Origin of the sequence: Sphingobium sp. 3R8, from assembly GCF_020166615.1 — a bacterium.
Classification (GTDB): Bacteria; Pseudomonadota; Alphaproteobacteria; order Sphingomonadales; family Sphingomonadaceae; genus Sphingobium; species Sphingobium bisphenolicum.
Genome location: NZ_JAIQXR010000002.1, coordinates 98,897 through 121,299, shown reverse-complemented (window position 1 = coordinate 121,299; position 22,403 = coordinate 98,897). Strand labels below are relative to the sequence as shown.

The window sequence follows — 22,403 nt, the reverse complement described above, 5'->3', positions numbered from 1 at the left end:
GGCGGGATGGACAGACGGCATTTCCTGGGTGGCGTCACGACTGGCGCAGTGGCTTTGGCCTTGTGGCAATTGCTGCCCGAAAAGGCGCAGGCGGCCTATCCTTTCGCCTTGAGCGATGCGGAATGGAAGAAGCGGCTCAGCCCCTGGGGCTATAAGGTGCTGCGCCAGCAGGCGACCGAATATCCCGGCAGCAGTCCACTCAACGACGAGCATCGCGCCGGCATCTTCGCCTGCGCCGGCTGCGACCAGAAGCTTTTCAGTTCCAGGACCAAGTTCGACAGCGGCACCGGCTGGCCCAGTTTCTGGGCGCCGCTGCCCAGGGCGGTCGGCACCAGTCGCGACGGCCTGCTGGGCTATGCCCGCACCGAAGTCCATTGCGCGCGTTGCGGCGGCCATCTGGGCCATGTGTTCGACGATGGGCCGCGGCCGACCGGCAAGCGTTACTGCATGAACGGCGTGGCGATGACGTTCAGTCCCGCCTGATCCGCCATATGCGGAGCGGGCTTTTCGCGGGGAGCGGCTGCAGCCAGTCGGGCGGCGATCCTTTTGCCAGCAGCGCCGCCAGACCCTGTCCATTCTCCTGCCCATAAAGCCGATATTCGGTCAGTCCTTCGCAGGTGACGACATAGGCCGCGCTCGTCCGCGCGATGACGGCGCGGGCCTGGGCCGGCGCATCGACGAACCCCTCGATCACCGCGGTAATGCCCGCCGCATTGCGATGATGCGCGGTGCCGATGACGCTATGGCGCGTCTGGACGAGGATGTCGGGGCCAAGGTCGAGCGGCGCGAACAAGGTGGCGGGCGGTAGCGCCTTTAGCGGCGCCAGCACGCTGGCGGCGCGGCAGTTGGCGCTTGCCGCCTTGGCCGGTTCGGGCTTGGCCGCCACCGCCACCCAGGCGGCGCACAGGCCCGCCGGAGTCAGCAACACCAGCCCCACCGATCCCGTCACCCGCACCAGCGCGGCGCGCGACGCCTGCACTTTGAGGAACAGCCGCGCCACCAGCCAGGCGATGCCCGGCAGCGCGAAGACATGGGCGACCGACAGCGCCCGCATCACCAGCAGCGCCACCAAGGTCGACCCGGCGAGCAGCAGCGCCAGCACCAGCCAGCGCATCCGCGCATCGCCCCGGTGCGCGCGTGCGGCGATCAGGCTGGCATAAATCCCCAGCAGCGAGGGCAGCAGGATCACCCCTTGCATCGACAGGCTCTGTTCCCAGATCGGCCGTCCCTCCATCACCTGCAGATACCAGAGCTTGTAGGCGATTGGCCCCAACGCGGCGAAGGGGTCGCCCGACAGGCACGGCCCGCCGGTCACGAGGAAGGTCGCCAGCGCCGCGCCGCCGCCCATCGCGGCAATGCCCAGGCGATGGCCTGCGGTCGCTGCGCCGATCAGTCGCGCCGCGATCGCCGTCGTCAGGGCCAGCGCCACCAGCGGCCAGAGATAGACGAAGGACAGCGCGTCGCACTTTCCATCGAACAGCGCCTGCGGCCCGCGCAGCAGCGCCAGCAATATGAGCGCGGCCCCACCCAGCGCGGCCGCAAAGCCGATGAAGCGGGGCGCCTGCTCCCGCGCCATCCAGTGGCGCAGGGCGAAGGCGCTTGCGAACAGCACCGCATACGGCAGCGCCTCGCTCGAAATCTGCAGCCAGAGCGCCAGTGCGAGACCCGCGACGATCCCGCCGCGCGCCGGCCGCGCATCGAGCGCGCCGCACAGCGCCAGCGTCGCCAGCGCGATCTGCCAGCCATGATGGTCGATCCGAAGCGGCGTGAACTGCACCAATATGCTGGGGCTGGTCAGCAGGAGGGCGACGCCGAGCAAGGCGATGCCGCGACCCGCTACCCGCCGCGCCGCGACGAACAGCGCGGCGGTCAGTGCGCCGAGCAGCAATAATGGCACGACCGCGCAGGCGACCAGTTCCGCGCTGCCCAAGCCGATCATCGGCCGCAGCAGCAGGATCAGCGCCGCGATCGGCATATCGACGATCCGCGACCAGTGCATCGGCCCGCCGACGGGCGGATTCACCCGGTGCTGGCTGACGTCCCAGAATGCCTGCCCGCCGATCCAGTCGCGTATCTGCGCCAGCCGCATCGCATCGTCGGGATCGCGAAAGGCAAGTGCGGCAAAATCGCCGTGGAACAGCCAGAGCATCGCCATGCTGCACAGCAGCCAGGCGAGCAGCGCCGACAGCGCGGCGCGCGGCGCGTCAGCCGCGCGCAAATATGCCATATTTTCGGATCGCATAGACGGACAGGAAGCTGACCGGGACCGACGCCAGCTTGGCGAGGGCCGGCGACAGGCCAAAAGCGCTGAGCGCGCCGACCAGCGCCATGGTGATGCCCATGCCGATCATCGCGCTGGCGATGAAGCCGATGCGCTGGCTGTGCGTGGGGCCGTCCCCCAGGTCGAAGACGAAGCGGACGGAGATGATCCAATGGACGATGAGGCCGACCGTATAGCCGCCCAGCGCCGCGACCACCGGCCAGGCGCCGCTATGATCCAGCGCCAGAAAGGTGGCGAAGTCGCTTGCCAGCGCGGCGATGCTCGCCAGCAGATAGCGGGCGAACATCAGCCGCGCGACCAGCGCGCCAATCCGCTCCGCCATGGGGATCAGGCCGCCTTCAGCCGCGATGGCACGGCGCGGACGCTGGCCAGCGCGGCCTGCGCGTCGGCGTCCTGGCCTTCTTCGCCCGCCTCATGATATTCGGCATCCTCATTGACCTGCCACACGTCATGGACGCGCGCGCCCGCGACGATGTTGCGCACGGTCAGCATCGCCGTCATCATCGCATGGTCCTGATTGTTGTAGCGGTGCATGCCGTTGCGGCCGACCAGATGCAGCGTCGGATAACGCGCTTCCAGTTCGCTGCGCATCGCCAGCACATTGGCGGCATAGTCGTCGTCGTAGACGGGATAGGCCTTCTCCTGCCGCACCACGGCGCCGCCGACGACATCGTCGGGGCTGCACAGGCCGAGTTGCGCCATCTCGCGGGTGGCGAGCGCGATCAGATCCGCATCGGCCGCGGCCCAGAGGCCGTCGCCCTCGAAGCAGAAATATTCCAGGCCCACGCAGGCGAGCGAGGGATCGGGCACCATTTCGGGCGACCAGCTACGGAAATTCTGGATGCGGCCGACCTGCACCTTGCTGTCGTGGATATAGATCCAGTTGTCGGGGAAGATATCCTCCCCCTTCACCATCAATGCGACGGTCAGGAAGTCGCGATATTTGAGGTCCATCGCCTGGGGCAGCGTGTCAGGCAGCGGGTGGATGCGCCCGGCCAGTTCGCGCATCGGCGCCGACGAGATGACATGGACGGCGTTGATGACGACATCGCCCTCCGGCCCTTGCGCCACCAGGCGCCATGCGCCGTTCGCCTGATCTTCCTCCAGCCGCTTGAAGCTGTGCGCCATCAGTATCTGGTTGCCGCCCTCGACCACCCGGTCGCGCGCGGCTTCCCACATCATGCCGGGGCCAAGGCGCGGATAGCGGAACGTCTCCAGCAGCGTCTTGGTCGCCATGCCGTCATTGGGCCGCTTGTTGAGGCCGAGCGAGCGCTTCAGCCCGTCGATCACCGCGCCCCAGAGCGACAGGCCCTTGATCCGCTGCGCCGCCCAGTCGGCCGACATTTCGTCGCAGGGCATGCCCCACACTTTTTCGGTGTAGGTCTTGAAGAAGATGGAGAAGAGCTTGTGGCCGAAGGCGTTGACGGTCCAGTCCTGGAAAGAGCGGACGTTGCGATTGGGGAACAGTCTGGCCTTGGCGAAGCTCGCCATGCACAGGGTGGAGCGCCAGACGCCCAGATTCCACAGCGCCTCGAACGCGCGCAGCGGATAGCTGTAGAATTTGCCTTCATAATAGATACGGCTCATCCGCGGACGCTGGATGAAGTCGTCGGGCAATATCTCGTTCCAAAGGTCGACGACCTGCTGTGACTTGGAAAAGAAGCGATGCCCGCCAATATCGAATCGGAACCCGTCCAGCTCGACCGTGCGGCTGATGCCGCCGACATAGACCGGGTCTTTTTCGATCACCGTGACGCGCAGCCCCTGCTTGGTCAGCAAATAGGCGGCGGTCAGGCCCGCAGGGCCGGCGCCGATGATGGCAACGTCGACGCTTTGATCGGTACGCGGCATGGCAGGCTATTCCCCCGAAAGATCGTTCGTGCCTGCCGGAGTGAAGGAAATCCTCTAAGGAGTGGTTAATGCACGGTAAGCATGTGGCGTGCGCCGGATGCCCGACATGACAAAGGGCCGCCCCACTTGCGTCGAGCGGCCCCCTGCAGTTCCCCTTCGTGCGGGGAAGGCGCTATGATGTCAGCTCCGGCGCTGGGCCAGCGTACTGAGGTCGCTGCGCGCGCCGTCGATCGCACTGCCGAAGCAGCTCCGATAATCGTCGGTCGCGGGCAGGATCGATCCGTTGACCCAGCCGCACACCTGCTTGGAGGCGCGGACAAGGCGCGAATCGGCGCGGCGCATACCGTTGGTGCTGGCGAGGTTGAGGTCGGCCACCGACACGGCGAGAGTGCGCGTTTCCGTGCCGGCATGGCCGTCCACGATCACATCCATGTCATTGCTGCCGGCGCTCGCCACGCCGGGCAGCGCAAGGGCCATCGTGGCGGCCAGCGCCACCCACGTCTTTCTGGTCATCCAAGTCTCCTGTCGAACATGTTTTCTAATTGTCTGCCCCACGTCTGACGTGGAAGTAGGGTCTTGTCCTAAATAGGCCTTGCCGGTGCGGATGAAAAGAGGCCAATTGATAAAAATTGGCGGTTTTCCGCGATTTTGCGGGTGCGAAGGGATTGGCTTCGCACCCGCATCAACCTTAGTGGCGGAAGTGGCGCATCCCGGTGAAGACCATCGCCAGACCGGCCTCGTCCGCGGCCGCAATCACCTCGTCATCGCGGATCGACCCGCCCGGCTGGATCACTGCCGTGGCGCCGGCTTCCACCGCCGCCAGCAAGCCGTCGGCGAAGGGGAAGAAGGCGTCGGAAGCGACCGCAGACCCGATCGTGCGCGGCGTGGCCCAGCCGGCCTTTTCGGCGGCGTCCTTGGCCTTCCACGCGGCGATGCGCGCGGATTCGAGGCGGTTCATCTGACCCGCGCCCACGCCCGCGGTGCTGCCGTCCTTGGCATAGACGATGGCGTTCGACTTCACATGCTTGGCGACGGTCCAGGCGAAGAGGCAATCCTTCAGCTCCTGCCCCGTCGGCGCGCGCTTGGTGACGAGCTTGAGCGCATCTTCCGTCACCTGACCGTTGTCGCGGCTCTGGACCAGCAGGCCGCCGGCGATGCTCTTGATCTGCAGGCCGGGGCGGGCCGGATCGGGCAGGTCGCCGGTCAGCAGCAGGCGCAGATTCTTCTTCTTGGCGAAGATCGCCTTGGCTTCGTCATTCGCGTCGGGCGCGGCGACGACTTCGGTGAAGATGCCGCTGATCGCTTCGGCGGTCGGGCCGTCGAGCGGGCGGTTGACGGCGATGATGCCGCCAAAGGCCGACACGCTGTCGCAGGCGAGCGCGGCCTCATAGGCCTCGATCAGCGTCTCGCCGGTCGCCACGCCGCAGGGGTTGGCGTGCTTGACGATGACGACCGTGGGCGGGCCGTCGCGAAACTCGCTGACCAGCTCCAGCGCGGCGTCGGCGTCGTTATAATTATTGTAGCTCAGTTCCTTGCCCTGGATTTGTTGCGCCTGGGCGATGCCCTTCGCCGACGGGCCGGTGGGCAGATAGAGCGCGGCCGACTGGTGCGGATTTTCGCCGTAGCGCAGGGGCGTGCCCAGCCTGCTCGCCACCACCAGCGTGTCGGGGAACATCGTGCCCTGGTCGGCGAAGGCGAACCAGCTGGCGATCATCGAATCATAGGCGGCGGTGGCGGCATAGGCCTTGGCCGCGAGCATCCGGCGGAAGTCGTAGCTGGTCGCGCCGCCCTTTTCCGCCATCTCGGCGATCAGCCGGGCATAGTCGGCCGGATCGGTGACGATGGCGACGCTTTCATGATTCTTGGCCGCGGAGCGCACCATCGACGGACCGCCGATGTCGATATTCTCGATGATCTCCTCGCGCTCGGCGCCCTTGGCAACGGTCGCAGCGAAGGGATAGAGATTGACGACCACCAGGTCGATCGCGCCGATTGCATGTTCGTCCATCGATGCGACATGCTCGGGATTGCCCCGCACGGCGAGCAGGCCGCCATGGACCTTGGGATGCAGCGTCTTGACGCGGCCGTCCATCATTTCGGGGAAACCGGTGAGGTCGGAGATGTCCTTCACGTCCAGCCCCGCCTCGCGCAGCGCCTTGGCGGTGCCGCCAGTCGACACCAGTTCGACGCCATGCCGGCCCAGCGCGCGGCCCAGTTCGATCAGGCCGGCCTTGTCGGACACGGACAGGAGGGCGCGCTTGATGGGGACGTCGGTCATGAACAGGGGCTTTCTACAGGCAAAGGGCAGGACGGCTTTGCGCCAGCCCCATAAGCCCCGGCAGCGTAAAAATACAGTACGAAAGCGCGATTCCGCTTGGCTTGGGACACCGCGTCGATAGTGTCCTGCCACGCTATCACAGTTGGGGGAGTCACCATGCGCCGTCTGCTTGCCGCCACCGCCTTGCCGTTGCTCATGGCGCTGCCCGCCGCCCACCCCGCCATCGCCCAGATCGCCACCCCCGACCGTCCCGTCACCGACCCCGCCAGCCTGCAATCGCCGGTCAATCCCAAGGCGCGCGCCGTACCGGTGGCGGACATCGGCGCATCGCGCACCCTGGGCAGCGTGGCGTGGAGCATCGACGGCAAGCAGATTTTCGTCGCGACCAACCTGACCGGGCGCACCAATATCTGGCGGACCGACACGGCGGGTAGCTGGCCGGTCCAGCTCACCCAGTCCGACGACGCGCAGACCGGTCTCACCGCATCGGCAGACGGCCATTATGTCTATTTCCAGCAGGATGTCGGCGGCAACGAATATAGCGACATCTATCGCGTGTCGGTAGACGGCGGCGCGGTCGAGAATCTGACGAACACGCCCGACCGGCGTGAGAGCGGGATGCTGCCCGGCCCGGTCGGCGGGCTGGTCGCGCTGTCGACCAAGCTCAAGTCGCAGGGGCAGACCAATGTCGCGGTGATGGACGCGACCGGCGCGGTGCGCGTGCTGACGCAGGAGGCCGACCCGCAATATGGCTGGACGCCGATCGCCTGGATCGATGGCGGCAAGGCGCTGATCGCCAATCGCGACCGTATCGATTCCAAGGTGGGCGAAGTGTGGCGGATCGACGTCGCGAGCGGCGGCGCGACCAAGCTGATCGCCAAGGCCGATACGGTCTATGATGCGGCGGACGCGACCGCCGACGGCAAATGGATCGCGGTCAACACCGACGTCGGCACCGGCCAGATTCATGCCGGGCTGTATGATGTCGCCGCCAAACGCTGGACCTGGCTGAAACCGACGCCATGGGAGCAGACCGCCAGCCTCTTCACCCGCGACGGCAAGACGCTGATCTTCGGCACCAACGCCGATACCCGCAGCACGCTCTACGCCTATGATCTGGCGACCGGCGCGGAAACTGCGCTGCCGATCCCGCCGGGCGTCAATTATCCCGTCGGCCGCGAACCGCGATCGCCCGACGGCCGCACATTGATGGTCAATCATTCGGGCGCGGATTCGCCGGCCAACCTCTATCTCTACGATCTGGCGACCGGCGCGTCGCGGCCCGCGACCCAACTCGCCATCGCCAGCCTCCAGCCCGACGTGCTGCCCAAATCGACCGTCGTCACTTACAAGAGCTTCGACGGCACGCTGGTCAGCGCGATCGTCACCATGCCCGCCAATCTGAAGCGCGACGGCGGCAATCCCGCGATCGTCCTGCCCCATGGCGGCCCCACCGGGCAGGCGCAGGATGGCTACAGCCGCTATGCCACCGCCTTCGCCAGCCGCGGCTATGTGGTGATCCAGCCCAATTTCCGCGGCTCGACCGGCTATGGCAAGGCGTTCCAGGACGGCAATTACAAGGATCTGGGCGGCGGCGACCTGAAAGACACGATCGCGGCCAAGGATTTCCTGGTGAAGACCGGCTATGTCGATGCCAAGCGCGTCGGCATCTTCGGCGGCAGCTATGGCGGCTTCATGACGCTGATGGCGATCGGCCGCGCGCCCGACGAATTCGCGGCTGCGGTGCAATGGTTCGGCATCATCAACTGGCGCACCATGTATCGCGACCAGGACGAAGAGTTGAAAGCCTATCAGCGCGGGCTGCTCGGCACGCCGGAAAGCGACCCCAAAGTCTATGACGCGGCCTCGCCGCTCACCTATATCCGCGACGCCAAAGCGCCACTGCTGACGATCCAGGGCGAAAACGACATCCGCGTGCCGCGGGGGCAGGCGCAGGAAGTGCATGACATATTGAAGGCGAAAGGGAATGTGGTCGAAACCATCTTCTACCCCGCCGAGGGCCATGGCTTCCAGAAGCGCGAGAACCAGCTCGATTCGCTGACGCGGACGGTGGCGTGGTTCGACAGATATTTGAAGCCCGCTGCGGGGCAATGACGGGGAGCGCCAAGGCAAAAGTGCTTGGCTCTCGGTGGTGAACCTGCAGAGATATGGCCGATTTGGGTGGGAAGCGGACGGGCGGCTATTGGGTAGGCGGGCTGCTAATTAAGACTCGCCATTCCTAATGGGCACTAGCTGCCGCAGGATTTCACGCATAGCAACAACCTTGTCAGCAGCCGTACTAGCCTCAGATGACCTTTCTCCGTTTATAGCTGAAACATACTCCCGCTTTGATTGGTGCATCGCGTCAATCGCCAAATCCATAATTGATTGAGCGAAATCTGCGTTCCCAATTGTCATGGTCACGATCGCTGGCTTTGTAAACGGATTAAAAGCTTCAATTGTGCTCGACGACAACTCATCTATGAGGTCGTCGAATTCGTCACGACGCAGAATTTCGTTGATATCCCATGGATGCATTCTCGTCTCCTGCTGCAAAACAGCTCAACCTAATGTCAGCTTTACTGCAACATTGCGATTGCCGTAAACGGCGAAAAATGGTCGTTTTCAGACGACCCGCGATCCAACCGGCCTCACCCGACCCGCTTGAAAATCCAGCCGATGCTCGATCCGCCGGGCAGCGCTTCGCTGGTCACGACCAGTTGTTTGGTCGGATGGGGGCGGCCGTCGCCGTCGACCCACAGGCTGTCCTCGATGCTCAGCACGCCCGCGCCGGTACGATATTGCCAGAGTGCGCCCAGATCGATGCGCAGCAGTGCGCCCTGGCTGTCCGCCGTCAGCGTCGGCTCGACGCCCGGCGCGAGGTGGAAGCGCAGTTGCACCGGCTGTTTCGCGGGCTTGCGCCGCCGCTGCGCCGGGGTCAGCATATCCTCGCCGCGGATCTCCTTGCCGTCGCCGCTCATCATCAGCAGGCGGCGGTGGACATAGCCCAGCCGTCGGACATAGCCGTCATGCGACAGGTCCAGCCGGCTGCCATTGTCCAGCTCCTGCCGGTTCAGCTCGACCTCGGTCACGCCCTTGCCCAGCGTCCCGTCGGGCAGCAGCGCGGTCGAATTATTGTCGTTGAGGATCAGCGTGCTGTGCGCCGCGGTGGTACGCAGTCCCTGGGCCAGGTCGGACGGTATCCACGCCCCTTCCAGCGCTGCGCCGCCGCAATTGACCACCAGCCGCAGAGGGCCGTCGCTGATCTCGATCGCGCCGGTCGATGCGCAGCCTGCCTCGGCGAGGCGCGCGACCGGGGGCGGGGCAGCGTCGATCTGCAGCACGGTCGATCCCGCTGCGATCCGTTGATAGCCCCAGTCGCGCGCCTGGCGCAGCGGTCGGGCGCGCACCTGGCTCGCCGCGACCACGGCGGACACCAGGTCGGGGTCGATCGCGCCGGAACCTTGCCAGTTGCCCAGGCCACCATCGCCATGGGCGAGGCCCAGCAGCGCCGGGACCGCGCGGTTCAATCCTTCGGTCAGGCAGGCCGGGGGGGCTTCACGCCGCACGTCATAGACGGCGCGCAGCATGGACAGCAGCATCACCGCTTCCAGTTGCGCCAGCGGGGAGCGCGACACGATGCCGCCGTCAGGGTGGAAGCCGCTGTCGATCGCGCGCTTCAGGCCCGCTTCGCCGAACAGCTTGCGTGCCGCCCCGCCGGGGATCAGCAGCGCGGCGGCGACGATGCCGCACCAGGCGACCAGCCGGGGCAGGCCCATCGGCGCCTTGTCGGCGCTGCGGTCGAGGTGGCGCGCGGTGCGGGCGATGCAGTTCAGCACCAGCGAGCGATAGACGAGGTCGCTGGACGAAAGGATCAGCGGCGCGTGGGCGGTCCAGAAGAGCAGCCGCCAGCCGGCATTGTCCGCGCGCCAGGCCGGTTCGCTGGGCGTTTCGTGATGGGCCGCCAGCCATTTGCGCATGATGCTTTCGGCGATCGGCGCACCCTGTTCGCGGGTCGCGCTGCTGGCAAGGTCGCGCAGCCAGCGGAAGCCGTGGAGATAGTCGGCAAAGGCCGGGCCGACCGACAATTTGGCGAAATCGAGCGCATCGACCGGCAGCTTGTGGCCGCGGAACAGGAAATAACCCGCCCGCATCGCCGCGCCTGCCCGGCCGTCGCCGGGGATGGCGTCGTCGGGCACCGCCAGCAGCTTCAGCGGATATTTGCCGCGCAGCTTGCGGCCGTGGATCGGCGTCTTCCAGCTGAGTAGATAGAATTGATTGGCGATCTTCTGGGCCAATGACAGCCCCTTGTCATCCGCGACGCGGATGAGACGCTTGCCTTGCTCTATGCCATCGTCGCCGGCTTCCGGTGCAGCGTCGGGGGTGGAGCGGCTGGCGATGCGCCGATAGTCGTTCACCCGCCCCGCAGCTTCCTGATATTGTCGGCATAGGCGGAGGGGCCGCCACGGAAGGTGGCGGTGCCGGCCACCAGAACGTCCGCGCCCGCGTCGATCGCCTTGGGCGCGGTGGTGAAATCGATGCCGCCGTCGACCTGCAGATGGATATCGCGGCCCGACTTGTCGATCATCTTGCGGATCGCTTCGATCTTGCGCAGCTGGTTTTCGATGAAGCTCTGCCCGCCGAAACCGGGGTTGACGCTCATCACCAGGATCAGATCGACGTCATCGATCAGATAGTCGAGCATCTTGGCCGGGGTGCCGGGGTTCAGCACCACGCCCGCCTTCACGCCCAGCGACCTGATATGCTGGACGGTACGGTGGATGTGCGGCCCGGCTTCGGGATGGACGGTGATGATGTCGGACCCGGCGGTGGCGAAGGCTTCGAGATACTGATCGACCGGAGAGATCATCAGATGGACGTCGAAGACCTTCGTCGTGTGCGGGCGCAGCGCCTTCACCACGTTCGGGCCGATGGTGATATTGGGGACGAAATGCCCGTCCATGACGTCGATATGCACCCAGTCGCAGCCCGCTTCGTCGATGGCGCGGACCTCCTCGCCCAGGCGGGCGAAGTCGGCGGAGAGGATGGAGGGCGAGATGAGAATGGAACGGGTCATTAACCGTTCGCCTTAATCGCCACCGCAGGCGAGGGCAACGGACATTTGCAGGCGATTCGCGATTGTTTCCGGCAGGCGTCCGCTGCCCGTCAGAGCATCACGAAAATCGTGGGGTCCAGCCGTTGGGATGCGGGCGCGCCGCGGGGCAGCAACTGCTTGACGCCATGCAGTCCGACCACGATCCCGTCATCGTCCAGCACCGGCGCGGCGATCAGTCGCATGGCGCATTGGCCCGCGCCGTCGATCTGGTTGATATCGACGTCGAGGGTGAAGCCGCGCTTGTGGCGGATGGCGTAGGCGCGCAACCGCTCCATCGCGTCGCGCGATTCCGGGGCATAGAGTGAGACGGACAGGGGACGCGAGACCGCACTGTCCCGTTCCAGCCCGAATATGTCATAGACTCCGGCGGTCCAGCTCAGTGCGTTGTCGGCCAGGTTGCAATGCCACAGCCCAAGCCCGCGTTCCGCCAGCGCCGCATCGTTGCGGGCGATGCTGGAATCGAGCAGCACCGGCGCAAGATGTTCCCGCAGGTCGTAGAGCGGCCAGCTATGATTCAGAGGAAGAGGCTCGATCGGACGCACAGGGCACCTTTAACGCGGGAAAATCCTCTCTAAGCTCCTCATGGTTAAGGCTTAGTTCGCCTTCTTTGCAAGCCTCGCGATGAAAAATCCGTCCGTGCCGCCCTCGGCCGCCAGCGTGTCCGGCAATGTCCGCAACCAGCCCTGCTCCGCAGGCGCGATGCCCTCGGGCGTTTCGCCGGGTTCGACCGGCAGCAGCATCCAGTCGGGACGGGCGGCCAGGAAGCGTTCGACCTGTTCTTCGCCCTCGGCCCGCTCCAGCGAACAGGTGGCGTAGATGAGCCGGCCGCCCGGCTTCAGCCAGTCGGCGGCGCGGGCGAGCAGTGCGCCCTGCACCTCGGCCATCTCCGCAATCTGGCGCGGGCCGATGCGGTGCAGCACGTCGGGATGGCGGCGATAGATGCCGGTCGCGGTGCAGGGCGCGTCGAGCAGGATCGCGTCCACCGGTGCATCCGGCTCCCATGTCCGCAGATCGGCGGTCGTAACCTCGGCGGTCAGGCTGGTGCGCGCGAGATTTTCGGTCAGCCGCTCCAGCCGCTTCTTTGACTGGTCGATCGCGGTAACGCGCCAGCCGGCCGCGGCCAGCTGCATCGTCTTGCCGCCCGGCGCGGCGCACAGGTCCAGCACGGCACGGTCGTCGCCCGGCCCCAGCAGGCGCGCGGCGCAGGCGGCGGCGATATCCTGCACCCACCAGGCGCCTTCCGCGAAGCCGGGCAAGGCGGGTATGGCCGCGCTTTCGGACAGGCGCACATGGCCGGGGGCGAAGGACGTGCCATTGAGTTGGGCTGTCCATGTCGCTGTCTCGGCCGGATCGCGCAGGCTGATGTCGACCGGCGGCCGGATCGCATAGGCGTGGGCGGCGGCCTGCGGCATAGCCTCGCCCCATTGAGCGCTCCAGCGTTCGGCGACCTGCGCGGGCAGGGTCGGGGGCGAGGGCAGGGCGGGGTCGCCGCGCGTCACCGTGCCGAACACGCCATGGACCAGCTTGCGCGGCCCGCCATCGACCAGCGGCAGCGCCGTGGCGATGGCGGCATGGGCCGGGGTGTCGAGCACCAGCGTCTGGACGAGCGCGATGCGCAGCACCATCCGCGCCTTCGCATCAGGCGGCAAAATCTGCTTGGTCGCGCCGTCGATCAGCGCGTCGAGATCGGGCAGGTGCCGCAGCGTTTCGGCCGCGATCGCATGGACCAGCGCGCGATCGGCAGGCGGCAAGCCCTGCGCCGCGCCATGCAGCGCCAGTTCCAGCGGATCGCCCCGGCGTAGCACCGCATCGAGCAGCTTGAGCGCCGCGCGGCGGGCGGGCAGGCCGGGGACATCTTCGGGGCGGATTGCGGGACGGCGGGACATGGGCGGCCCCTACGCGCTTTCGCCATCAAAGAAAATGGGAGACGCCAAAGCCCAGCCCCAGGAACAGCGCGATCCAGGACAATATGCCGACCCAGAGCGCCAGCCAGTCCGACCGGCGCGGGCGTGCGGACACGCCCTTGGGCACGGTTCGCAGTGAGGAAGGAATGCGGCAGCGCCCGACCGTCACCACCGCGATCAGCCGCCGGCCCACGCCATGGAAGAAGCGTGCGGTGTGACGGGAAAAGACATGATCGACGGTCAGATCGACGACAAAGCCACCGGCATGGCGCAGGACCGCGCCCGCCACATCGACGACGACCTCGCCGATTTCGTCGACCATATTAGCGCCCGTGCGGGTCGAGCGCGCTGCGGCGGCGTGGGGGCGGCGCTATCGGGGAAAGCGCGGAGGCGCGCGGCGCGGGCTTCATCGCGGGCGCGCCCATCTCCGCCGCCATATCCTGCAGCGCGGCGATGCGTTTTTCCGTGGCAGGGTGGGTGGAGAAGAGTTCGCTGACATGGGTCGGCACGATATAAAGCTGCGCCGCGGCCGGATTGCGCTCCGCCACCGGATTGGGGATGCGTTGCGCCTGCCCGGCAATCTTGGCGAGGGCGGAGGCGAGGGCACGGGGATTGCCACTGATTTCCGCCCCGGCCCGGTCGGCGCCATATTCGCGGGTGCGGCTGATCGCCATCTGCACGATCATCGCGGCGAAGGGGGCGACGATTACCGCCATCAGGCTGGCGATCATATTGCCATGGCCCTCTTCCCGGCCGCCGCCGCGGAAGAGCAGGCCGAAATTGGCCAGCATCGATATCGCGCCCGCGATCGTCGCGACCATCGTCATGATGAGGGTGTCGCGATTCTGCACATGGCCCAGTTCATGCGCCATCACGCCCGCCACCTCGTCGCGGCTCAGCGTCGCCAGCAGGCCGCTGGTGGCGGCGACGGCGGCGTTTTGCGGGTTGCGCCCGGTTGCGAAGGCGTTGGGCGCGTCCTGGTCGATGATATAGACGCGCGGCATGGGGAGTTGCGCCCGCTGCGCCAGGTCGCGCACCAGATTGTAGAAATCGGGGGCGCTTTGCGCATCGACCTCGCGCGCGTCATGCATCCGCAACACGATCTTGTCGGCGTTCCAGAAGGTGAAGAGGTTCATGCCCGCCGCTGCCAGCAGCGCGATCACCGCGCCCCCGCTGCCACCCAGCGTATAGCCCAGCGCCATGAATAGCGCGGTCAGCGCCGCCAGCAGCATGGTCGTCTTCATGCCATTCACTTGCACTTGCCTCCTTGTCGGCCCAGATAGCCTGTCAGTCCTGAATATGGGGGTGATATCGCCCCGTCGCAATCGAAAGGCCGCCACCATGGGAACCTTCAACGGCCAGCGCCCCGCGCATGTGAAGCCGCCCGCCCATCTGTCCAAGAATCCGCCCGTACCCCAGCCCGATCCGCTGGACCGTCCCACGCCGCATGACGAGGCGATGAGCCCGGTGCGCTATGGCGATTGGGAGCGCAAGGGCATCGCGATCGATTTCTGACGACCGGCACCCGGCGAAACCGCCTGTCGCCCGCCTGTCGCCCGCCTGTCGATCGCCCCGGTCGTGCGGCTCTAAACCCTTGATCCCGCTGGCCCGACTCGGCTCGCCGTCGATTTTGCACGGCTGCCGATGGCCCGTGCCGCCGCTGCGGGGAGCCAACGCCATCCCTCTGGTCTTTTGCCCCGCAAACCCGGAAGGCTTGGGCCAAGAGGAGATATCGGGGCGTGGGCGTACAATTGGTTTCTGACGTGAATGTGAAGGCGGTTTCGGATTATGCGCCGGAGGATGCGGCGCTGCTCTGCGCGGTCGGGCGTCTGGTGTGCGCCTGGACGATGCTGGAACAGAGTCTGGAGGCGAAGATCGGCCTGCTGCGCGACGCCATGGGCGACGTGCGCACCGTAGGCGCCCGGACCCGGCCGAGCATGGCCAAGCTGATGACCGAATTGCGCACGATGGTGGCGATGCGCGACCGGCGCAACGCCAGCGCGCTGACCGAAATTTCCGCGATCGAGCGCGACATGCAGCGGATCGATCGCTTTCGGGCGCTGATCATCCAGGGTTTTCACCAGCCAGAACCGGGCGGTTTCACCTGTCGCGACAGCCGCAACAATATCCAGCATGTCGCGTTTGATTATCTCGATGGCGAAATCGCGGCGCTGGAAGGCGTCGCCAGCCGTCTCCTCGCCGTATAGGGCGGTGATCGATCGATCTTGATCGGTCGCGGCCTTTCTTGTCTTTGTCTTTCCATCCTGCACGCTTCGACTGTTCAGTCGGCGTCAGAAAGCTCTAACATATGCGCGGCGCTTGACCTTTTTTGCACGGGCGGCAATCCAAGGCCCGATCGCGTCCGCGTGAAGGGGATTCCAACTTGACCAAGCCGATTCGTAAAGCCGTTTTTCCTGTCGCCGGCCTTGGCACGCGCTTCCTGCCCGCCACCAAGGCGGTGCCCAAGGAATTGCTGCCGGTGGTCGATCGCCCGCTGATCCAATATGCGGTGGACGAGGCGCGCGAAGCGGGGATCGAGCAGTTCATCTTCGTGACCGGTCGCGGCAAGGGCGCGATCGAGGATTATTTCGACATCGCGTTCGAATGCGAGACCTTGCAACGCGAGCGCGGCAAGGATCTGTCGGCGCTGGAGGGGACGCGGCTCGATCCGGGCAATGCCGTCTTCCTGCGCCAGCAGGAATCGCTGGGCCTGGGCCACGCCATCTGGGTGGCGCGCGACATCATCGGCGACGAACCCTTCGCCATCCTGCTGCCCGACGAGTTCATGAAGGGCGCGCCGGGCCATGGCTGCATGAAGCAGATGGTCGACGCCTATGACAAGGTCGGCGGCAATCTGGTCTGCGCGCTGGAAATCCCGATGGACCAGACGCCCAGCTATGGCGTGATCGATCCGGGCGCGCGCGACGGCGTGCTGACCGAGGTGAAGGGCCTGGTCGAAAAGCCCAAGCTGGGTACTGCGCCGTCCAACCTGATCCTGCCGGGCCGCTATATCCTCCAGCCCGAAGTCATGAAGATCCTGGAAACGCAGGAAAAGGGCGCGGGCGGCGAAATCCAGCTGACCGATGCGATGGCGTCGCTGATCGGCAGCCAGCCCTTCCACGGCGTGACCTTCGACGGCCGCCGCTTCGACTGCGGGTCGAAGGCGGGCTATATCGAGGCCAATCTGGCGCTGGCGCTGGAGCGGGACGATCTGGGCGACCATATCCGCGCCTTCGCGACGGAAGAACTGGCGCGCTGACCGACGCAGGACAGGCCATGAAAAAGGGCGGCTTCCCATGGGAAGCCGCCCTTTTTCATGGCTATAGGCGATGCGCTCAGAACGGCACTTCATCGTCCAGATCATTGTCGAAATTGGGGCTGCCCGCCCGGCCGCCGCCAGCCGCGCCGCCGCCCTGCGAGCGTCCGCCACCAAAGCCGCCGCCCTGGCCACCACCGGCGCCGCCGCCGAAATCGTCATAGTCGCCGCCGCCAAAGCCGCTCGACCCGCCCTGCCAGTCGCTCACGCCCTGCTGCGACCGGCCACCGCCACCGCCGCCCTGGCTGCCGCCCGGCGCGCCGTCCAGCATGGTCAGCACCGCGCCCGGACCCGACAGCGCCACCTCGGTCGTGTAGCGGTCGTTGCCCGACTGGTCCTGCCATTTGCGGGTACGCAACTGGCCCTCGACATAGATTTTGCTGCCCTTGCGCAGGAAGCGCTCGGCCACGCCGACCAGGCCTTCGCCGTTGATCACGACATTATGCCATTCGGTGCGCTCCTTGCGCTCCCCGGTCATGCGGTCCTTCCAGCTTTCGGACGTCGCAATGCGCAGATTGCATATCTTGCCGCCATTCTGGAAGCTCTTGACCTCCGGGTCGGCGCCCAGATTGCCGACCAGAATGACCTTGTTGACAGACCCTGCCATGATTCCTCCGAAAGCTAATAAAGCCGCTCTTATAGACCCGCCGCTTTCGCCGTCTAGGCGGAAGAAGCTATCCCAAACCCAACGCCGTCGCGGTCCAGTAGGTTATGCCCGCTGCGACATAGGCCAGCGCGAACAGATAGCCGACCATGAACAACGGCCATTTCCAGCCGTTCGTCTCGCGCCGGGTCACGGCGATGGTGGATATGCACTGGGGCGCGAAGATGAACCAGGCGAGGAAGGCGAGCGCGGTGGGCAGCGGCCACTGGTCCTTCAGCCGGTCGCCGAGACTCCGTTCCAGCAGCGCCTCGTCATCGCCCGCGTCGATCGAATAGACGGTGGCCAGCGCCGACACCGCGACCTCGCGCGCTGCCATCGCCGGGATCAGCGCCAGCGAAATGTCGCGGTTGAAGCCGATCGGCTCCAGTATGACGTTGAGGCCGCTGGCGATCCGGCCGGCGATCGAATGGTCGACCTGGCTGGTGGGATCGCCGTCGGGCACGCGCGGGAAGCTCAGGAGCAGCCACAAGATCACGGTCGAGGTGAAGATGATCGTGCCGGCGCGCTTAAGGAAGATCACCGCGCGCTGCCACAGGCCAAGCAGGATATCCTGCGGCCGGGGCCATTGATATTTGGGCATTTCCATCAGGAAGCCGCCGCTTGCGCCCTTGGTCACGGTGAGGCGAAGCACCAGCGCCACCAGCATCGCGCCGACGATACCGGCGAGATAGAGGCAGAAGAGGACGAAGCCCTGCAGGCCGACGCCCGGAAACACGTCGCGCGCGGGGATGAAGGCGCCGATGATGACGGCATAGACCGGCAGTCGCGCCGAACAGGTCATCAGCGGCGCGATCAGGATCGTGGTCAGCCGGTCCCTGGGGTCGGCGATGGTCCGCGTCGCCATGATGCCGGGAATGGCGCAGGCGAAGGAGGACAAGAGCGGGATGAAGGCGCGGCCGGACAGGCCGACCCTGGCCATCAATCCGTCCATCAGGAAGGCGGCGCGGACCATATAGCCGGTCGCTTCCAGCATCAGGATGAAGAAGAAGAGGATCAGGATCTGCGGCAGGAACACCACCACCGATCCGACGCCGTTGATGACGCCATCGACCAGGAAGGAGCGGAAGATGCCGTCGGGCAGGGCGCCGCGCACCATATTGGCCATGGCTTCGGCCACGCCCTCGATCATCGCGATCGGCGCTTCGGACCAGCTATAGACGGCCTGGAACATGACGAACAACAGGCCGAGCAGCAGCAGCAGCCCGAAAACGGGATGCAGCGCCACCCGGTCGACTGCGGCGGTCAGCCGGCGCGAGGGCGTTTCGCGCACGATGGCGGCGCGGGCGATGCGGCCGGCCTCCTTGCGCACCGCGTCGAAGCCCCGTTCGGGTCCGGTCGGATAGGTCGGCGGCGCGCCGTTCAGCACCCCTTCCAATTCCTGGCGCAGATGGTCGAGGCCACGCTTGCGCACCGCCACGGTCGATATCACCGGCACGCCCAGTTCGCGCGACAGCACGGTGGCGTCCAGTTCCAGCCCGTCGCGGGTGGCAAGGTCGACCATGTTCAGGGCGACGACGGTCGGCAGGCCGAGCGCCAGCAATTCCAGCGTGAAGCGCAGATGATTGTCGAGATTGGCGGCGTCGACCACGATCACCAGGGCGTCCGGCCGCTTTTCGCCCGCCTGCTTGCCCATCACGACGTCGCGCGTGACCTGTTCGTCCGGGCTGTTGGGGTCGAGGCTGTAGGTGCCGGGCAGGTCCACCAGTTCGACCGGGCGGCCGTCGGGCAGGGCCAGCCGCCCCGCCTTGCGCTCGACGGTGACGCCGGGATAATTGCCCAGCTTTTGCCGGGCGCCGGTCAGGGCGTTGAACAGCGCGCTCTTGCCGGCATTCGGATTGCCGACCAGCGCGACGAGCGGCAGCGCGCTCATGCGGCCTTCTCCGGCCCAATAGCCTCCGGTCCGGTGCGTACCGTCACCGCGGCGGCATGGCTGCGCCGCATGGCGATGGTCATGCGGCCGATGCGGCAGGCGATCGGGCCTTTCAGGATCATGCCGCCATGGTGCAGCGCCTCCACGCTCGCCCCTTCGCACAGACCGAATTCGCGCAGGCGCTGGCCTTCGGACGGGGTGATGGCGGACCAGTCGATCAGGTCGACATAGGCGGGCTGGCGCAACGGCAGGTCGGTCAAACGCAAGGGGATGATACTCGCAGGCTATTTCTGCGAGTGACTATCAATACCTTTACCAAATGACCAGCGCGAATCGCCTGCGGCCACGGCAGATCACACCGCGGGATAACGCAGCCGGCCGATGAAGCGCGACAGGCTCAGCCGCTCGCCACCGCCCGCGCCCTTGACCTTCGCCTTGAACTTTTCGAAGCGCATCACATCCTCGATCCGGCGGGCCAGGAAGGCGCGGCTGTCCGCATGGTCCTCGCTCTCGTCATCCACGAACACCAGCAGGGTGGCGGCATAGACGGCGGTCAAGGTCGTGCGCTTGCTGTAATGGGCCAGATCGGTGGCGCTATCGCCCACCGCGCGCCACATGACGTCGGCCGCGCGCCAGCCCAGTTTTCCAGCGCGGACCGCGTTGGTCGGCAGCGCCAGGATCGCGATCGCGCGGCGCAGCGCCTCCCGATCGGGCGCCAGCAGCGCCAGTCGCGCTTCGACCAGCGCCATTATCTTTTTGCGGATCGACAGCGCCGCCAGCGCATCTGCCGGCAGCGCCTCGACCATGCGCGCATCGATGCCGGCGAACCAGGCGTCGATCATGTCGATCGCGCCATCGGCGAAGGCGAGGGCGGCGATGTCCGCATCGATGCCCTGTTCCGCCGCGGCCATCGCCACCGCCGGAGGCCGCCAGCCATCGAAGGCGGCGTGGCGCGGCAGGGCCGGAGCCAGAAGCGCGCGGATTTCGTCGAGGGTGCGGTCCGATGTTTCGCTCATAAAGCGTATCTAGGCCCGCGACGGCAGGCGCACAAGCACCAGCGCCGCCGCGACCGCCGCCGTGCCGACCATGTCGATCGGGCTGAGCCATTCGCCAAACAGCAGCCAGCCCAGCGCCGCCGCCACCGCCGGTTGCAGCAGCAGGCTGACGCCCAGCACCAGCGGGGAGAACCAGCCGATCGCATAGGTCAGCAGCCCCTGGCCGATCAGCTGGCTCGACAGCGCCAGCACAATCAACGGCGTCCAGTCGCCCGGCATCACCGTTTCACCCAGCGCCAGCGCGCATAGCAGCAGCGCCGGCGCGCTCACCACGCTCGACACCGTCAGCACCGACCAGCTGTCCAGCCGCCCGCGCACCCGCTGCACGATCAGCAGATAGGCGGTGTAGAGGATGCCTGCGACCAGGCAGAGCAGGTCGCCTTTCAGATTGCCGATCGACAGCTCATAGCTGCCGCCCATCATGACCAGCGCCCCGGCGCCCGCCAGCGCCAGCGCGGCCGCTTGCAGGCCGCGGGGTTTCTGGCGCAGCACCAGCATGCCCCAGGCGGGCAGGAACAGCCCGCTCATATTGCCGAAGATCGTGGCATTGGCGACCTTGGTATAGAGAATGCCGACATGCCAGGCGGCGAGGTCGGCGGCGAAGACCAGGCCCGCCAGCACCAAAGCCATCCATTCGCCCCGCGTCGGCGGCGTGCGCCGGATGCCTGGTCGCGCCAGCAGCAGCAGGAAGGGCAGGGCCAGCGCGAGCCGCCAGAAGGCCGCCGCCACCGGTCCGACATCGGACAGGCGCACCAGCACCGGACCCAGCGGCAAAATCAGATTGGCCAGCACCAGCGCCGGAAAGGCGAGGCGCGGCATATCGATCCGCGCGACGGGGGTTGAACTCGACATGCCGGCTCCCTAGCTGGCTTTACGCATCAAGTCCCGTTGCAAATTGCAACTATGATGGAGGAGATTTTCATGACGACCCTGTTCGATCCCGTCCAGATCGGCGCCGTCGATGCGCCCAACCGCATCCTGATGGCTCCGCTGACCCGCGGCCGCGCCACCCGCGACCATGTGCCCACCCCGATCATGGTGGACTATTATCGCCAGCGCGCCTCGGCGGGCCTGATCATCAGCGAAGCGACCGGCATTTCGCGCCAGGGACTGGGCTGGCCCTATGCGCCGGGCATCTGGTCCGACGAGCAGGTTGCCGCATGGCGGCCGGTGACGCAAGCCGTCCATGATGCGGGCGGACGGATCATCGTCCAGCTCTGGCATATGGGGCGTCAGGTTCATAGCAGCGTGACGGGCGAACAGCCGGTATCGTCCAGCGCGACTGCAACCGCCGGCGACGCGCATAGCTATGAGGGCAAGAAGCCGTTCGAAACCGCACGGCCGCTCGGCCTGGACGAAATTCCCGGCCTGATTGACGCTTATGTCCGCGCCGCGCACAACGCGATCGCTGCCGGGTTCGACGGGATCCAGATACATGCCGCGAACGGCTATCTGATCGACCAGTTCCTGCGCGACAACGCCAATTTCCGCACCGACCAATATGGCGGCGGCGTCGAAAATCGCGTGCGGCTGCTGGCGGAAGTGACCCAGGCGGTGGTGGATGCGATCGGCACCGATCGGGTATCGGTGCGCCTGTCCCCCAATGGCGAGAGCCAGGGCGTGAACGACAGCGACCCCGCCAGTCTGTTCGCCCATGCCGCCGCTGTGCTGGACGCGATCGGCATCGCCTCGCTGGAATTGCGGGAGCCGGGGCCGGACGGCACCTTCGGCCGGACCGACGTGCCGCGCCAGTCGCCGCTCATCCGCCAGCATTTCAAGGGGCCGCTGATCCTGAACAGCGATTATGATAGCGACCGGGCGCAGGCGGATCTGGCCAGCGGCCTCGCCGACGCGATCAGCTTTGGCCGCCCGCTGATGGCCAATCCCGATCTGGTCGAACGGTTCCGCATCGGCGCCCCGCTCAACCCGACGCAGCCGATGGCGACATGGTACGGGCAGGGCGAGGCAGGCTATACCGACTATCCGACGCTGGCGCAGGAAAAGGCGGACGCCTGAACCCCGCACGCCTACCGAAGAAAAAAAGGGGGCTCGTTAAGGAGTCCCCTTT

23 protein-coding genes are annotated in these 22,403 nt (G+C 66.4%); 6 read left to right on the top strand and 17 right to left on the bottom strand.

The window, feature by feature from the left end:
• Nucleotides 1–6 precede the first annotated feature (6 nt).
• Nucleotides 7–483, top strand: a complete 477-nt coding sequence (gene msrB, locus K9B33_RS02585; RefSeq protein ID WP_224546458.1) for a peptide-methionine (R)-S-oxide reductase MsrB — start codon at nt 7–9, stop codon at nt 481–483.
• Here the strand turns inward: msrB and K9B33_RS02580 are convergent.
• From K9B33_RS02580 to purH, 5 genes are all read right to left on the bottom strand, one after another.
• The gene (locus K9B33_RS02580; protein ID WP_224546457.1) at nt 470–2,227 is read right to left on the bottom strand and encodes a hypothetical protein; all 1,758 of its coding nucleotides are present in this window, start codon (nt 2,225–2,227) and stop codon (nt 470–472) included. The genes msrB and K9B33_RS02580 overlap by 14 nt on opposite strands.
• On the bottom strand, nt 2,205–2,603 hold the full coding sequence (locus K9B33_RS02575) for a GtrA family protein (protein ID WP_224546456.1): 399 nt from the start codon (nt 2,601–2,603) through the stop codon (nt 2,205–2,207). Before K9B33_RS02575 ends, K9B33_RS02580 begins: the two co-directional genes overlap by 23 nt.
• Before the next feature lie 5 nt (nt 2,604–2,608).
• Nucleotides 2,609–4,132 carry an NAD(P)/FAD-dependent oxidoreductase gene (locus K9B33_RS02570; RefSeq protein WP_224546455.1) on the bottom strand — a complete coding sequence of 508 codons (1,524 nt, stop codon included), beginning with the start codon at nt 4,130–4,132 and terminating at the stop codon, nt 2,609–2,611.
• Between the two features lie 180 nt (nt 4,133–4,312).
• The gene (locus K9B33_RS02565) at nt 4,313–4,645 is read right to left on the bottom strand and encodes a UrcA family protein (RefSeq protein ID WP_224546454.1); all 333 of its coding nucleotides are present in this window, start codon (nt 4,643–4,645) and stop codon (nt 4,313–4,315) included.
• A 175-nt stretch (nt 4,646–4,820) separates the two neighbouring features.
• Nucleotides 4,821–6,410: a bifunctional phosphoribosylaminoimidazolecarboxamide formyltransferase/IMP cyclohydrolase gene (gene purH / locus K9B33_RS02560; protein WP_224546453.1), complete on the bottom strand. Its 1,590-nt coding sequence runs from the start codon at nt 6,408–6,410 to the stop codon at nt 4,821–4,823.
• Nucleotides 6,411–6,566: 156 nt separating this feature from the next.
• Between purH and K9B33_RS02555 the strand changes: the two genes are divergently transcribed.
• Entirely contained in the window at nt 6,567–8,525 is a 1,959-nt protein-coding gene (locus K9B33_RS02555; protein ID WP_224546451.1) for an alpha/beta hydrolase family protein, read from the top strand.
• Nucleotides 8,526–8,633: 108 nt separating this feature from the next.
• Here K9B33_RS02555 and K9B33_RS02550 read toward each other — a convergent pair whose 3' ends face one another.
• The 7 genes from K9B33_RS02550 to htpX all read right to left on the bottom strand — a co-directional run bounded on the left by K9B33_RS02550 (nt 8,634) and on the right by htpX (nt 14,683).
• A complete protein-coding gene (locus K9B33_RS02550) occupies nt 8,634–8,948 on the bottom strand; it encodes a hypothetical protein (RefSeq protein ID WP_224546449.1) in 315 nt (104 codons plus the stop codon).
• 113 nt (nt 8,949–9,061) lie between these two features.
• Nucleotides 9,062–10,828, bottom strand: a complete 1,767-nt coding sequence (locus tag K9B33_RS02545) for a heparinase II/III family protein (protein WP_224546447.1) — start codon at nt 10,826–10,828, stop codon at nt 9,062–9,064.
• Nucleotides 10,825–11,487 carry a ribulose-phosphate 3-epimerase gene (gene rpe / locus K9B33_RS02540; protein ID WP_224546446.1) on the bottom strand — a complete coding sequence of 221 codons (663 nt, stop codon included), beginning with the start codon at nt 11,485–11,487 and terminating at the stop codon, nt 10,825–10,827. The genes K9B33_RS02545 and rpe overlap by 4 nt, the downstream gene beginning before the upstream one ends.
• 89 nt (nt 11,488–11,576) lie before the next feature.
• Nucleotides 11,577–12,068 carry a diguanylate cyclase gene (locus K9B33_RS02535; RefSeq protein ID WP_224546445.1) on the bottom strand — a complete coding sequence of 164 codons (492 nt, stop codon included), beginning with the start codon at nt 12,066–12,068 and terminating at the stop codon, nt 11,577–11,579.
• A gap of 51 nt (nt 12,069–12,119) precedes the next feature.
• Nucleotides 12,120–13,412, bottom strand: a complete 1,293-nt coding sequence (locus K9B33_RS02530) for an RsmB/NOP family class I SAM-dependent RNA methyltransferase (RefSeq protein ID WP_224546444.1) — start codon at nt 13,410–13,412, stop codon at nt 12,120–12,122.
• Nucleotides 13,413–13,437: 25 nt separating this feature from the next.
• Nucleotides 13,438–13,752, bottom strand: a complete 315-nt coding sequence (locus tag K9B33_RS02525) for a hypothetical protein (protein WP_224546443.1) — start codon at nt 13,750–13,752, stop codon at nt 13,438–13,440.
• 1 nt (nt 13,753) lies between these two features.
• Nucleotides 13,754–14,683 carry a zinc metalloprotease HtpX gene (gene htpX, locus K9B33_RS02520; protein ID WP_224546442.1) on the bottom strand — a complete coding sequence of 310 codons (930 nt, stop codon included), beginning with the start codon at nt 14,681–14,683 and terminating at the stop codon, nt 13,754–13,756.
• 88 nt (nt 14,684–14,771) lie between these two features.
• Between htpX and K9B33_RS02515 the strand changes: the two genes are divergently transcribed.
• The 3 genes from K9B33_RS02515 to K9B33_RS02505 all read left to right on the top strand — a co-directional run bounded on the left by K9B33_RS02515 (nt 14,772) and on the right by K9B33_RS02505 (nt 16,689).
• On the top strand, nt 14,772–14,945 hold the full coding sequence (locus tag K9B33_RS02515; RefSeq protein WP_224546441.1) for a DUF1674 domain-containing protein: 174 nt from the start codon (nt 14,772–14,774) through the stop codon (nt 14,943–14,945).
• A 224-nt stretch (nt 14,946–15,169) separates the two neighbouring features.
• Nucleotides 15,170–15,637 carry a hypothetical protein gene (locus tag K9B33_RS02510; RefSeq protein ID WP_224546440.1) on the top strand — a complete coding sequence of 156 codons (468 nt, stop codon included), beginning with the start codon at nt 15,170–15,172 and terminating at the stop codon, nt 15,635–15,637.
• A gap of 176 nt (nt 15,638–15,813) precedes the next feature.
• Entirely contained in the window at nt 15,814–16,689 is an 876-nt protein-coding gene (locus tag K9B33_RS02505; RefSeq protein ID WP_224546439.1) for a UTP--glucose-1-phosphate uridylyltransferase, read from the top strand.
• 76 nt (nt 16,690–16,765) lie between these two features.
• Here K9B33_RS02505 and ssb read toward each other — a convergent pair whose 3' ends face one another.
• The 5 genes from ssb to K9B33_RS02480 form a co-directional block, all read right to left on the bottom strand.
• Nucleotides 16,766–17,353, bottom strand: a complete 588-nt coding sequence (ssb, locus tag K9B33_RS02500) for a single-stranded DNA-binding protein (protein WP_263499443.1) — start codon at nt 17,351–17,353, stop codon at nt 16,766–16,768.
• 67 nt (nt 17,354–17,420) lie between these two features.
• On the bottom strand, nt 17,421–19,280 hold the full coding sequence (feoB, locus tag K9B33_RS02495; protein ID WP_224546438.1) for a ferrous iron transporter B: 1,860 nt from the start codon (nt 19,278–19,280) through the stop codon (nt 17,421–17,423).
• Nucleotides 19,277–19,546 carry a ferrous iron transport protein A gene (locus K9B33_RS02490; RefSeq protein WP_224546436.1) on the bottom strand — a complete coding sequence of 90 codons (270 nt, stop codon included), beginning with the start codon at nt 19,544–19,546 and terminating at the stop codon, nt 19,277–19,279. The genes feoB and K9B33_RS02490 overlap by 4 nt, the downstream gene beginning before the upstream one ends.
• A gap of 87 nt (nt 19,547–19,633) precedes the next feature.
• Nucleotides 19,634–20,296 (bottom strand): COQ9 family protein, encoded by a 663-nt coding sequence (locus K9B33_RS02485; RefSeq protein ID WP_224546434.1) that lies wholly within the window; start codon nt 20,294–20,296, stop codon nt 19,634–19,636.
• Between the two features lie 9 nt (nt 20,297–20,305).
• Nucleotides 20,306–21,187: a DMT family transporter gene (locus K9B33_RS02480; protein WP_224546432.1), complete on the bottom strand. Its 882-nt coding sequence runs from the start codon at nt 21,185–21,187 to the stop codon at nt 20,306–20,308.
• A gap of 69 nt (nt 21,188–21,256) precedes the next feature.
• On the opposite strand from K9B33_RS02480, the gene K9B33_RS02475 reads away from it, so the two are divergent.
• Entirely contained in the window at nt 21,257–22,351 is a 1,095-nt protein-coding gene (locus K9B33_RS02475) for an alkene reductase (RefSeq protein ID WP_224546431.1), read from the top strand.
• Nucleotides 22,352–22,403: the final 52 nt, after the last annotated feature.

What these genes read in the sequence shown, in the direction of transcription:
- rpe (WP_224546446.1), bottom strand. Translation starts at nt 11,487, where the DNA reads ATGACCCGTTCCATTCTCATCTCGCCCTCCATCCTCTCCGCCGACTTC.
- K9B33_RS02515 (WP_224546441.1), top strand. Translation starts at nt 14,772, where the DNA reads ATGGGAACCTTCAACGGCCAGCGCCCCGCGCATGTGAAGCCGCCCGCC.
- K9B33_RS02480 (WP_224546432.1), bottom strand. Translation starts at nt 21,187, where the DNA reads ATGTCGAGTTCAACCCCCGTCGCGCGGATCGATATGCCGCGCCTCGCC.
- K9B33_RS02555 (WP_224546451.1), top strand. Translation starts at nt 6,567, where the DNA reads ATGCGCCGTCTGCTTGCCGCCACCGCCTTGCCGTTGCTCATGGCGCTG.
- K9B33_RS02525 (WP_224546443.1), bottom strand. Translation starts at nt 13,752, where the DNA reads ATGGTCGACGAAATCGGCGAGGTCGTCGTCGATGTGGCGGGCGCGGTC.
- K9B33_RS02580 (WP_224546457.1), bottom strand. Translation starts at nt 2,227, where the DNA reads ATGGCATATTTGCGCGCGGCTGACGCGCCGCGCGCCGCGCTGTCGGCG.
- K9B33_RS02530 (WP_224546444.1), bottom strand. Translation starts at nt 13,412, where the DNA reads ATGTCCCGCCGTCCCGCAATCCGCCCCGAAGATGTCCCCGGCCTGCCC.
- feoB (WP_224546438.1), bottom strand. Translation starts at nt 19,280, where the DNA reads ATGAGCGCGCTGCCGCTCGTCGCGCTGGTCGGCAATCCGAATGCCGGC.
- K9B33_RS02485 (WP_224546434.1), bottom strand. Translation starts at nt 20,296, where the DNA reads ATGAGCGAAACATCGGACCGCACCCTCGACGAAATCCGCGCGCTTCTG.
- K9B33_RS02475 (WP_224546431.1), top strand. Translation starts at nt 21,257, where the DNA reads ATGACGACCCTGTTCGATCCCGTCCAGATCGGCGCCGTCGATGCGCCC.
- K9B33_RS02575 (WP_224546456.1), bottom strand. Translation starts at nt 2,603, where the DNA reads ATGGCGGAGCGGATTGGCGCGCTGGTCGCGCGGCTGATGTTCGCCCGC.
- K9B33_RS02565 (WP_224546454.1), bottom strand. Translation starts at nt 4,645, where the DNA reads ATGACCAGAAAGACGTGGGTGGCGCTGGCCGCCACGATGGCCCTTGCG.
- ssb (WP_263499443.1), bottom strand. Translation starts at nt 17,353, where the DNA reads ATGGCAGGGTCTGTCAACAAGGTCATTCTGGTCGGCAATCTGGGCGCC.
- msrB (WP_224546458.1), top strand. Translation starts at nt 7, where the DNA reads ATGGACAGACGGCATTTCCTGGGTGGCGTCACGACTGGCGCAGTGGCT.
- K9B33_RS02570 (WP_224546455.1), bottom strand. Translation starts at nt 4,132, where the DNA reads ATGCCGCGTACCGATCAAAGCGTCGACGTTGCCATCATCGGCGCCGGC.
- purH (WP_224546453.1), bottom strand. Translation starts at nt 6,410, where the DNA reads ATGACCGACGTCCCCATCAAGCGCGCCCTCCTGTCCGTGTCCGACAAG.
- K9B33_RS02550 (WP_224546449.1), bottom strand. Translation starts at nt 8,948, where the DNA reads ATGCATCCATGGGATATCAACGAAATTCTGCGTCGTGACGAATTCGAC.